This is a genomic window from Nonomuraea sp. KM88, assembly GCF_052245635.1.
Lineage (GTDB): Bacteria > Actinomycetota > Actinomycetes > Streptosporangiales > Streptosporangiaceae > Nonomuraea.
The window spans coordinates 187,851-199,330 of sequence record NZ_JBQQCC010000016.1 but is presented as its reverse complement, the minus strand read 5'-3'; the positions used below and the strand labels follow the sequence as shown (position 1 = coordinate 199,330).

Here is an 11,480-nt window from a genome sequence, read left to right as displayed (position 1 = left end):
CTTCCGGGTGGGAACAGACCCTTGACAGGCGACCCTGGGCACATCATTCTGAGGCCAGCCCATGGTGACCACTGTACGGACGAGTGTCCGCTCAGCGCGCGGCTGCGTGCCCGGCAGTGGTCTCGTGCCCTCCAGCGCATAGGAGCGCCAGATGAGCAGCACCACAGAGCGCCCCCAGGGCGGTGCCTCCCAGCAGGTGACGAAGGCCTCCGTCGCGATCGGGTTCGCGGTCCTGTGCGCGTCGTACATGCTCAACGCGATGGACCGGCAGATCTTCTACCCCCTCCTGCCCGAGATCCGGACCGAGCTCGGCTTCTCCCTGGAGCAGGGCGGGCTGCTGGCCACCGGCTTCACGCTGGGGCTCGCGCTCGCCGGGCCCCCGGCCGGCTACCTGGCCGACCGGCTCTCCCGCAGGACGATCATCGTCATCAGCGTGCTGGTCTACTCCCTCGGCACGCTGGCCATCCCGCTCGCCGTCGGGTTCGTCGACATGAGCATCTACCGCCTCGTCTCGGGCATCGGCGAGGGCGTGCAGGCCACCGCCCTGTACGCGGTGATCGGCGCGTTCTTCTTCCACCGGCGCGCGCTGGCCGCGGGCGTCGTGGGCGTGGCGTTCGGGCTGGGCGTCTTCCTCGGCCCGCTCATCGGCACGGGGCTCGCCGAGAGCTCCGGCACCTGGCGCACGCCGTTCTTCCTGTTCGCCGCCGCCGGTCTCGCCATGAGCCTGCTCATCGCGTTCACGGTGTCGCGCAAGATGACCGAGGCGGTCACCGGAGCGGCCTCGCAGGCCGACGCCACCGCGTACGAGCACGTGCCGGCCTCCCCCTACAACCGCAACACCCTCGGCGTGGGCATCGCCTGCGCCGTGTCCGGCCTGGTCTTCTACGGCTATCTCGGGCTCTACCCGACCTTCCTCCGCGAAGGGCTCGGCTTCACCGCGGACCAGGCGGCCTTCGCGGTGTCCATGGGCGGTCTGGGCGCCATGATGGCCCTGCCGGCGGGCTGGCTGGGCGACCGGTTCAACCAGGCCCGCCTCCTGATGCTCGCCATGGTCGCCACGTCGGTCACCGCCTGCCTCATGTACCAGGTCGCGACCGCGGCGCCGGCGCAGTATCTGCTCTCCTTCCTCATGGGCACCTTCGCCAGCGGTTTCCTGTTCACCAACTGCTCCACCGCCATGCAGCGGGCCGTCCGCCCGCACCACGTCGGCCGGGGCGCGGGGCTGTTCATCCTCACGTACTACGTCGCCGCCGCCTTCTCGGGGCTGCTGTTCGCCCGTCTCGTCGGCGCGCTCGGCTGGGAAGGCGCCGGCCTCTGGCAGCTCACCCTCCTGCCCGTGCTCGGCGTCGCGGGCCTCCTGCTGGTGAATCCGGCCAGGATGGTCCTGCGGCGGTAGGCCGGTCGGCTCCAGAACGGCGGTGTCCCCGTGGGCGCCGCCGTTTTGCGTGATAAATCCGGAGCTAAACGTCAAAATTGCATTTGCCTGCTCAAAAAATTGCCAAGGAAATGTTGCCGAGCGGCGCGGTGCTTTCGCCCTTCACGTATTCGATTTTCTCCGGCTGGTGGAGCTACCATCAAATCGCTCGCTGCGGGATTGTTCGCGTATTGCCTAGGAAAGCCCCTGCTCAATGCCTATGCCGCGGCAGGTTGCCGAAAAGGTGACTATGGGCTTCATGGGTGGATTGGATTGGCTGATCGAAGGTCAGACCGGTCGAACGAGCTATGTCCGGAGAAGCAGTGGCTGTTAGCGTTGAGGGCGACCGCCGGGCCGCGCGGCCGGCGGAGCGCCGGAGCTCACGATCATGGCGAGCAGCGCAGCCACTCGCCCTGGTCGGCGTCGACCTTTTGTGCATGGCCTTCACCGCCGCCCAGGCGGGCCGGGGCATTCCGCCCGTCGCCGTCGCGGCCGTCCTGGTCGTCGTGCTCAACGGCCTCGGCCGGGTGTACGCGCCGCAGGTCCTGGCCTCCGGTCTCGACCGTGGCGGCTGGATCGCCGGATCCGGCTTCGTGGCCGCCTGCGTGGCCTTCCGGGAGTCGGCGTCGTTCGTCACGATCGTGCTGTGCGCGGTGCTCTACACCTTCCTCGCCGTGTGCGGCAGGAGCATGCTCGCCTTCGCGGCCCGCAGAGCGCACCGGTACGGACGGTCGGCGCCCACCCTGGTGATCGGCGCGGGACCGTACGGCCGCCGGCTGGCGGAGAGCCTGCTCGACCACCCGGAGCACGGCCTGTATCCCCTGGGCTTCCTGGACGAGGCGGCCGGGGACACCTCCGACCTGCCCGTTCTCGGCCGGCCCAGCGAGGCCGCGCACATCATCCAGGCCTACGAGGTGCGCGCGGTGATCCTCGCGGGGGCAGGGCAGCAGCCGCTCGCGCGGACGGCGAGGGCGCTGGGCTGCGACGTGTACCTCGCGCTCGACCTGAGCGAGCTGATCGTCGACTTCGTCACGCTGCGCGAGCACGTACGCGGTTTCCCGCTGCTCCGCATGCGTCCCGCCGCGCAGCACAGCGCGCTCTGGCCGCTGAAGCGGGCACTCGACATCACGATCGCGCTGATCGGCCTCCTTCTGACCGCGCCGCTTCTCGCGCTCTGCGCGCTGATCATTCGCGCGGAGGTCGGCCAGAGCCCGCTCTTCCGGCAGCGGCGGGTGGGCTGCCAGGGGGAGCCGATCGAGGTGATCAAGCTCAGGACGATGAAACCCGTCGACGCGCACGAGTCGGCGACCCTGTGGAGCATCGCCCACGACAGCCGGGTCGGCCGGGTGGGCAGGCTGCTGCGCAGGACGTCGGTCGACGAGCTCCCGCAGCTCTGGAACGTTCTCAAGGGAGACATGAGCATCGTCGGCCCCCGGCCGGAACGCCCGCACTTCGTCGACGAGTTCTCCCGGACCATTCCCGGATACGGCCTGCGGCACCGGCTGCCGGCCGGGATCACCGGATGGGCCCAGGTCCACGGGCTGCGCGGCGACACCTCGATCGAGGACCGCGCCCGTTTCGACAACCACTACATCGACGGGTGGTCCTTCGGCTCCGACATCAAGATCATGGTACGGACCGTGTGGTCGCTGCTCCGGCTGGGCGGGAGCTGACCCTTGGGCGCCCTTCCCCGACCCAGCCTCGTGGCGGCCGCGACCGTGCTCCTGACCTGCCTGCCCGCGGGGCTCGACGGCCTGACCGCCCAGGTGCGGGTGACGGCCGCCGACATCGCCTCCGTCGCGCTGGCCGCCGTCGCGCTCGCCCTTCTGGTCGCGAGCCCGCGCGCGGCCGAACTGCCCGCCCGCGCGCTCGTGCTCGCACCCGTCGCGGGCGCGGCCGCCATCGCGGTGCTGGCCTCGCCCGACGTGCTGGCGAGCGTGCCGGGCTACCTCAGGTACGTCCAGGTGTTCGTGATCGTCCCGCTGGCCGTCATGGTGACGGTGCGCGACCGTGCCGACAGCCTGATCGTCGGCGGGGCCGTCGTCGGCGCGGCGGCCGTGCAGGGCGTGGTCGGATGCGTTCAGGCGTTCACCGGCACCGGGGCGTCGTACGCAGGGGAGCGGGTGCGGGCCGTCGGCACGTTCGGCGCGCTCGACGTCATGGGCATGGCGAGCGTGGTCAGCTTCGGCGCGATCATCCTGCTGGGCGTGGGCCTCGGCGTACGCGGCCGGTGGCGCGCCGCCGCGCTCGGGGGCGCCGCCCTGCTCTGCGTGCCCCTCGCCCTGTCGCTCAGCAGGGGCGCCTGGCTCGCCCTGCTGTGCGCGGCGCTGGTCATGCTCTTCATGCGCAGCCGGGTGCTCGGCGCCCGGGTGCTCCTCGCCGGCGCCGCCGCCGGGACCGTGCTGGTCGCCGGCCTCGGCACGGGATCGGACGTGCTGGGACGGCGGGTCGCCTCGATGGCCTCCGCCGTGACCCAGCCCGACCAGTCGCTGAGCGACCGGTACACCCTGTGGCGCACCGCCGCCGGCATGTGGCTCGACCACCCGCTGACCGGGGTAGGACCGCGCCGGTTCGCGGAGCTGCGCGACACGTACGCGCCCATCGAGCTGTCGTCCGGCAGCGACACCGACGACCCGGTGCACGGATTCCAGCGGCAGCCGCTGCTCTCCCCGCACAACATGTACCTGCTGACCCTCAGCGAACAGGGCCTGCTCGGGCTGGCCGCCCTGGGCCTCTGCCTGGGGGCCATGGCGTGGTGGGCGGTCCGAGGAGGCGCGGTGATCGCGGCCGGGCTGCTGACCTGGCAGCTGGCCGACTTCGTCTACGGTGACATCGGCGGCCCTCCGACGCTGGTCATGTCGGTCGTCCTGGGGCTGGTCCTGGCGCGCGTCACCCGCCGCGCGGGGCCGCCGCCGGTGACCGGAGCCCTGGCCGGGCGCGGCGGGACACGATGACGACGGCCACCTCGCCGGCGGTCAGGGCCGTCAGCGTCACCGCGCTGCTCATCGGGCTCGGCTCGCTGCTCGGCTTCGTCCGCGACCTGCTGCTGGGCACGACGTTCGGGGCCGACGCCGGCACCGACGCGTTCCTCGTCGCCTGGACGATCCCTGAGACCGCGGCCCCCCTGCTCATCGAGGGCGCGATGGCCTTCGTGCTGGTCCCGCTGTTCAGCCGGGCGGTGGAGGCGGGCGACGACCCGCGGGCCCTGGTGTCGTCGACGTTGCCGTACCTGTGTCTCGCGCTCGCGGCGCTGAGCGCGGTCGCTGCCGCGGGCGCGCCGTGGCTGGTCGGCCTGCTCGCCCCCGGCATCCCGAGGGCCGACCTCGCGGCCGACTGCATGCGTGTCGCCTCGGTCACGATCCTGACGTTCGGGCTGGCCGGTTACCTCAGCGCGGCGCTCCGCTCGCACCAGACGTTCGCGCCGCCTGCCGCCATCTACGTCGCCTACAACCTGGGCATCATCGTCTGCCTGTGGTCGCTGCGCGACCAGGGCGCGTACGGCGCCGCGGTGGGCGTGGCCGTGGGCGGCGCGGGCATGGTGCTCGTCCAGGCCCCGGCGTTCGTCCGGCGCTTCGGCCCGCCCCGCCGCCCCACGTGCGGGGTGCCGCTGCCCCTGGCCGCGTTCCTGCCGATCGCGATCTTCACGCTCGCGCGCCAGAGCCAGGTCTTCATCGAGAGGTTCGTCGGTTCGTCGCTGCCCGAGGGATCGATCTCGCACCTCAACTACGCGCAGAAGATCGCGCAGGTGCCGATGGTGTTGTCCCTGATCGTGGCGACGGTGACCTTCCCCGACCTGGCCCGCGCCGTCGCCGCCGGTGACGGCGCGCAGGCGCGCAGGAGGCTGGTCGGCGACCTGGTCGCCGCCTCGGCGATCGTGCTGCCCGCCACGGCGGCGCTGCTGGTCTGCGCTCCCGACGTCGTGGCCGTCCTGCTGCGGTACGGCGCTTTCACCGAGGCGGACACCGCCGCCACCGCGCGGATCATGCAGGTGTACACGCTGGGGCTGCTCGGCCAGGCGGTGGTCGGGGTCGTGTGCCGCACGTACTTCTGCGGGCCCCGCGCCTCCTGGTACCCGGCGCTCGCGATGGCCGCGGGGCTGGTCGCGACGGCGGTGCTGGCCCGGCCGGAGTGGGGGGTCACGGGGCTGGCCGCGGCCAACGCGGCCGGGATCACGCTGACCGGCGTGGTGCTGCTGGCCGGGCTGCGCAGGCGCGTCGTCGCCCTGCCGCTGCGCGACGCCGCCACGCCCATCGGCGCGCTGCTCCTGGCCGCCGCGGCCGGCGCGGGAGCGGGCTGGGCCACGCGGCCGCTGCTGGCGGGCCTGCCGCAGCCGGTGACCCTGGGCCTGACCGGCGCCGCGATCGCCGCCGCCTTCTGCGCCGTCGCGGCCCTCGCGGGGGCCACGACCACGCTCGCCGAAATCACCCGCTCGATCAGGACGCGAGGCCGCGGATGACCACCATGCCGTACGTGCTCATGTACCACTCCGTCGAGAAATATGACAGTGATCCCTTCCAGATCACCGTCTCACCCGACCGCTTCGACCGGCAGCTGCGCTGGCTGGCCCGGTGCGGCCTGACCGGCGTCTCCATGCGCGAGCTGCTGCGCGCCCACGCGGAGGGCAGGGCCGGGCGCCTGGTCGGGCTCACGTTCGACGACGGGTACGCCGACTTCCTCGGTGAGGTCGTCCCCGCGCTGCTCGAACGCGGGTTCACCGCCACGGTCTTCGTGGTGTCCGACCTGATCGGCGAGCACAACGCCTGGGACGCCGAGGGGCCGCGCAAGCCCCTCATGGACGCCGACGGCGTGCGCCGGGCCGCGCGGCAGGGCATGGAGGTCGGCTCGCACTCGGCGGGGCACCGCTCGCTGACCGGCCTGAGCGAGGACGATCTCTGGCACGAGGTGACGGCCGGCAAGGCGGCGCTGGAGAACCTGCTCGGCGAGCCGGTGAGCGGATACTGCTACCCGTACGGGCACGCCGGCGCGCGCGAGGTGGACGCCGTCCGCAGGGCCGGCTACGGCTACGGCTGCGCGATCTGGAAGTCCGAGCTCAGCGGCCGCTACGCGTTGCCGCGGACCTACGTCGGCGAGCGGGACGGCGCGCTGCGGCTGCGCGCCAAGCGGGTGCGTCACCAGGTCCGGTGGGGGTGGTGAAGGTCCTGCATGTCATCACCGGTCTGGCGGCGGGCGGCGCGGAGCAGCAGCTGCGCTTCCTGCTGCCGCACCTGCGGGCCCGGTGCGACGTCGCGGTGCTCACCGGCGCCGGCGTGGTCGCGGACGCCATCGCGCGCACCGGCGTGCGCGTCCACCAGGTCGGGATGCGCGGGAACCGGGACCTGCGGGCCGTCGGGCGGCTGGCCCGGCTCATGCGCAGGCACCGCTACGAAGTGGTCCACACCCACCTCTACCGCGCCTGCGTGTACGGCAGGCTGGCCGCGCGGCTGGCGAACGTCCCCGCGATCGTGGCGACCGAGCACTCGATCGGCCGCGAGCACATCGAGGGGCGCCGCCTCACCCGCTCCGTCAGAGCGCTGTACCTCGCCAGCGAGTTGCTCGGGCACCTGACCGTGGCCGTCTCGCCGACCGTGGCCGACCGGCTGGCCGGCTGGGGCGTGCCGCGCTCGCGCATCGTGGTGATCCCCAACGGCGTGGACGGCGGGGCGTTCGGCTTCGACGCGGCGCTGCGCCGGCGCACCCGTCAGCGGCTGGGCGTGCCGGCGCACGCCTTCCTGATCGGCGGGGTCGGCCGGCTGGAGCCGGGCAAACGTTTCGACGCGCTGATCGAGGCGCTGCCCGCGCTCGAAACCGCCGTTCTGCTCCTGGTCGGCTCGGGTTCGTGCGAGCCGCGCCTGCGGGAGCTGGCCGGCGCGGTGGGCGCGGGAGACCGGGTGATCTTCGCCGGCGAGTCGACGGACGTGCGGGCGATGTTGTCGGCGATGGACGTGCTGGCCGCGCCGTCGGCGGAGGAGACGTTCGGCCTCGCGGTCGTCGAGGCGCTCGCCGCGGGCCTCCCGGTCCTGTACGACACCTGCCCGGCCATCGACGACCTGCCGCCGGGCTCGGCGCCCGGGGCCAGGCACGTCCCTCCGGACCGGATCGCCGCCGAACTGGCCGCGCTCGCCGGCCGCCCGCCGGGGAGGCTGCCCCCGCCCGACGCCGTCCGCCTCTACGACATCCGCCGCCAGGCCGACCGGCTGGAGTCGCTCTACCTGCGCCTGCTGGGCGCCGCACCCACGGAGGATCAACGATGACATGGACCCGGGCCCGCATCATGGGCGTGCTCGCGCGATGGTGGCTGCCGCTGTCCCTGGCGCTGGGGGCGTCTGCCGGGGCCGCGTACGCCGTGGCCAGGGACGCCGTCTACAGCGCGGACGCTTACGTCGTGGTGGTGGCGGGCGGCGACCCGGCGCAGGCGATCGACTTCGCCTCCGCCTACGCCCGGATCTCCGGCCACCCCGGCCTGCTCACCGGCGACGTGACCGAATGGGGCAGCCTGAGCGTGGCGGCCTCGCCGGACGCCCCTCTGGTGCGTCTGACGTCCGTGGCGCCCACCGGGTGGGAGGCCGCGGACCGCGTCAACCGGGCGGCCACCGCGCTGATCACGTACGCCAACGGGCACGCCACCGACACCCGCGTGCGGCTGGCGCCCTTCGCCAGCGCGTCCATCCCGACCCGCCCCTCCGCCCCGGTGCCGCTGGCCAGCGTGGCCGTCGGTGCTTTCGGGGCGGCCCTGGTCGCGGGCCTGATCCGCCTGGCCGCGCCGCAGGCGCTGCGCCAGGCGCGGCGCGAGCCCGCGCCGGTGCTGAGCGGGGCGGAGGCGTGAGCGCCGCGACGCCCGGCGCGTCCACGTCGAACGGCTCGCCCGCCCTGTCGCCCGCCCCGTCACAAGCCCTGGCACCCGCGCACGCTGCGCGGCTCACGCTGCGGGTCGTGCCGCGCAACGCGCTCTCTGGGCTGGCGGAGGACTGGGCCGACCTGCACGAGCGCAGCTCGACCGCCACGCCGTTCCAGTCGTACAGCTGGCTCTGCTCCTGGTGGCGGGCCTACGGAACTCCGGGGCGGCTGCGGGTGTTCCTGGCCTACCGGGGCGGGCGGCTGGTGGCGGCGGCGCCCCTCAGGCTGGAGTACCGGCTGGGCTGCCGGGTGCTGACGCCCGTCGGCGGCGGGCAATCCGACTTCACGGACATCATGGTGGACGACGCCGAGGGCGACGCGGGCATGCGCGAGTTGCGCGCCGGGCTGCTCGCCCAGCCGGGCTGGGACGTGATCGACCTGCCCGAGGCCCGGCCGGGCGCGGCCGTCCTGCGGCTGGCCGGGCTCTGGGGCGCCCGGGCCTGGACCCTGCCCGCGTCCACCTGCCTGCAGCTGCCGGGGCAGCCGATCGAGCAGGTGGCGGCCGCGCTCAACGGCCGGCGGGCGCGCCGGCTGCGGACGGCGCTGCGCAAGCTCGACGCGATGGACCTGTCGGTGGACGTGGTCGAGCCGGACCGGGTCGAGCAGTCGGTGACCGAGCTGCTGCGGCTGCACACCCTGCAGTGGGAGAGCCGGGGGATCAACGTGCAGCACACGCAGCCGCGGTTCAGGGACCATCTGACGCGGGCCACGCGGTCGCTGGTGGTGGAGGACCGCGCGGTGCTGAAGGAATTCAGGGTGCGGGGGCGGCTGCGGGCCTGCGATCTGACGGTGGTCGGCAAGGACTTCGTGGGCGGCTACCTGTACGGCGCCGATCCGGAACTGCGCGCCGAGGCCGACGTCCTCACGATGTTGCTGCGCGACAACCTGGAGACGACCCACCGGCTCGGCAGGCCGGTGCTGAGCCTGCTGCGCGGCGACGAGCCGCACAAGGCGAAGTTCGGCTGCGAGGCGGTCGTCAACCAGCGGGTGATGCTCGGCCGCGGCGTCCGGTCCGCCGCCTACGCCGCGAGCGCCGGCGCCCGCGTGGCGGGCCAGGAACTGCTGAAGCGGCGCTGCCCGCGCCTGGTGGAGAGGTTCGCGGCATGGCGGTGACCCCGCGCGTCCTGCACGTCACGCAGCCGGTGGACGGCGGGGTCGGCGCCTACGTGGCGACGGCCGCCGCCGACCAGGCGCGGCGGGGCTGGCGGGTCGCGGTCGCCTGCCCGCCGGCCGGCCAGGTCGCCGGAGAGCTGGCCGGCGACCTGGCCGGTCTGGGCGTGCCCTGCCTGGCCTGGGAGGCGACCCGCGCGCCGGGGCTCGCCGACGTGGGGCAGGCGGCCCGGCTGGCGCGGATCGTCAGGGAGTTCGGCCCCGACGTGGTGCACCTGCACTCGTCCAAGGCCGGGCTGGCGGGCAGGGCCGCGCTGCGGGGACGGGTGCCCACGCTCTTCCAGCCGCACGGCTGGTCGTGGCTGGCGGCCCGCGGCGCGCTCGCCGCGGCGGCGCTGGGCTGGGAACGGCTGGCCGCGCGCTGGGCCGACCTGGTGATCTGCGTCGGTACGGGCGAAGCGGAGCTGGCCAGGCGGCACGGCGTGCCCGCCGAGCTCGTGGTGGTGCGCAACGGCGTGGACCTGCGCCGGTTCCGGCCCGCCGGCCCGGGGGAGCGCGCGGCGGCCCGCGCGGCCCGCGGCATCCCGGAAGGGACGCCGCTGGCGGTCTGCGTCGGCAGGGTCACCCGGCAGAAGGGCCAGGACCTGCTGCTGTCGGCGTGGGAGCGGGTGGCCGCGCGCGACGGCGCGGCCCGGCTGGTCGTCGTCGGCGACGGCCCGCTGCTGCCCGCGCTGCGGGCGCGGGCCGCGCCGCGGGTTGACTTCGCCGGCGACGTGGCCGACGCCAGGCCCTGGTACGTCGCGGCCGATGTGGTGGTCCTGCCCTCCCGCTGGGAGGGGCTGCCGCTCACGGCGCTGGAGGCGCTGGCCACGGGACGTTCGCTCGTCGCCTACGGCGTGCCGGGGATCTCCGAGCTGGTGTCCGGCGGAGTCGGCGCGGTCGTCGCGCCCGGCGACGTGAGGGAGCTGGCGGAGGCGCTGCTGCGCAGGCTCGGGAGCCCCGCGCTCGCCGCCGCGGAGGGGGCGGCCGCCGTGGAGCTGGCGGGCGGGTTCGACGTGGGCCGGTCGATGGACGCGCTCGCCTCGTCCACGCTCGGGCTGCTCGGGGTCGGCACGGGAAAAGGGCGCCGGTGCAGCCGCTCGCGGAAGACCTCCGCCGAGCGCGGGTTCGACGAGCACTGCCAGATGCCGTGAGGACAGTAATCGGAGATCGAGTGATAGAGCACGTTGTGACTGTCGATCCAGTCGAGCATCCGGCGGACGTAGTCGGGCCGGTCGCCGTTGCGGAACAACCCCCACTCGGGGAACGAGATGGGCTTGCCGTGCCGGGCGGCGAAGTCGGCGTGCGCCTGCAGCCCGTACGGCTGGTTGACGTAGTCGGAGAAGTCCTCGCCCGGCCCCTGGTCGTAGCTGTCCATGCCGATGATGTCGACCACGTCGTCACCCGGGTAACACTCCGTCCAGGGGATCGCGTCGAGCCCGCGGCTGGGCGCGAAGTCGAAGCGGAACCGCTGGCCGGGCGCCGCGCGCATGGCCGCCACGATGCGCCGCCAGTACTGCTTCCACGCCTCCGGGTTCGGCGCGCAGCGGCTGGAGTAGGTCGTGCCGTTCATCTCCCAGCCGAGCACGATGATCGTGTCGCCGGCGCCGGCGGAGACCAGTTTCCTGCCGAGCTCCGCGAAACGGTGGTCGTGGTCGCCGCGGGCGCCCTCGGCCAGCCGCTGCGCCACTTCCGCGTCCGGCATCCCGGACTCGTTCGGAGCGATCATCGGCACGTTCAGCGCCAGGACCCGGTCCGGTTCGGCGGCTCGCCAGCGGGTCCAGGGGCCGAGGACGAACTCGGCTCCCTCGATCGACTGCCAGGTCTCGCCGGGCAGGTACGTGCGTCCCACCGTCACGCTGCTGTTCAACCAGGACTCGAAGCGTTCCAGGTGCATGGGACCGCGCGAGTCGGAGCCCAGGAAGACTCCCAGCGCCGCGCCGTGACCTTGCCGGTCGTCCGGCGGGTCGTCGCCCCAAGCGCCCAGGCCCAGCCACACCGCCGCCGCGATCGTGACGATCGC

General features: G+C 73.9%; 9 protein-coding genes and 1 pseudogene. 9 read left to right on the top strand and 1 reads right to left on the bottom strand.

Annotation, left to right across the window (positions count from 1 at the left end; all coding sequences use genetic code 11):
* Window positions 1–151 precede the first annotated feature (151 nt).
* The 9 genes from ACTWPV_RS37595 (at window position 152) to ACTWPV_RS37555 (ending at window position 10,611) form a co-directional block, all read left to right on the top strand.
* Window positions 152–1,396: an MFS transporter gene (locus tag ACTWPV_RS37595; RefSeq protein ID WP_443155437.1), complete on the top strand. Its 1,245-nt coding sequence runs from the start codon at window positions 152–154 to the stop codon at window positions 1,394–1,396.
* Between the two features lie 455 nt (window positions 1,397–1,851).
* Entirely contained in the window at window positions 1,852–3,087 is a 1,236-nt protein-coding gene (locus ACTWPV_RS37590; RefSeq protein WP_443155436.1) for a sugar transferase, read from the top strand.
* A gap of 3 nt (window positions 3,088–3,090) precedes the next feature.
* Window positions 3,091–4,368: an O-antigen ligase family protein gene (locus tag ACTWPV_RS37585; RefSeq protein ID WP_443155435.1), complete on the top strand. Its 1,278-nt coding sequence runs from the start codon at window positions 3,091–3,093 to the stop codon at window positions 4,366–4,368.
* Window positions 4,365–5,870 (top strand): lipid II flippase MurJ, encoded by a 1,506-nt coding sequence (locus ACTWPV_RS37580; protein ID WP_443155434.1) that lies wholly within the window; start codon window positions 4,365–4,367, stop codon window positions 5,868–5,870. Before ACTWPV_RS37585 ends, ACTWPV_RS37580 begins: the two co-directional genes overlap by 4 nt.
* Window positions 5,867–6,568, top strand: coding sequence for a polysaccharide deacetylase family protein (locus tag ACTWPV_RS37575; RefSeq protein WP_443155433.1), 702 nt, complete (start codon window positions 5,867–5,869; stop codon window positions 6,566–6,568). Before ACTWPV_RS37580 ends, ACTWPV_RS37575 begins: the two co-directional genes overlap by 4 nt.
* Window positions 6,565–7,665, top strand: coding sequence for a glycosyltransferase (locus tag ACTWPV_RS37570; protein ID WP_443155432.1), 1,101 nt, complete (start codon window positions 6,565–6,567; stop codon window positions 7,663–7,665). The genes ACTWPV_RS37575 and ACTWPV_RS37570 overlap by 4 nt, the downstream gene beginning before the upstream one ends.
* Complete coding sequence (locus ACTWPV_RS37565; protein ID WP_443155431.1) at window positions 7,662–8,237, top strand: hypothetical protein; 576 nt, start codon at window positions 7,662–7,664, stop codon at window positions 8,235–8,237. The genes ACTWPV_RS37570 and ACTWPV_RS37565 overlap by 4 nt, the downstream gene beginning before the upstream one ends.
* Window positions 8,234–9,421, top strand: a complete 1,188-nt coding sequence (locus ACTWPV_RS37560; protein ID WP_443155430.1) for a GNAT family N-acetyltransferase — start codon at window positions 8,234–8,236, stop codon at window positions 9,419–9,421. Before ACTWPV_RS37565 ends, ACTWPV_RS37560 begins: the two co-directional genes overlap by 4 nt.
* Complete coding sequence (locus ACTWPV_RS37555; protein ID WP_443155429.1) at window positions 9,412–10,611, top strand: glycosyltransferase; 1,200 nt, start codon at window positions 9,412–9,414, stop codon at window positions 10,609–10,611. The genes ACTWPV_RS37560 and ACTWPV_RS37555 overlap by 10 nt, the downstream gene beginning before the upstream one ends.
* 218 nt (window positions 10,612–10,829) lie before the next feature.
* Here the strand turns inward: ACTWPV_RS37555 and ACTWPV_RS37550 are convergent.
* Window positions 10,830–11,030: pseudogene (locus tag ACTWPV_RS37550) on the bottom strand (glycosyl hydrolase); the annotation flags it as partial.
* Window positions 11,031–11,480: the final 450 nt, after the last annotated feature.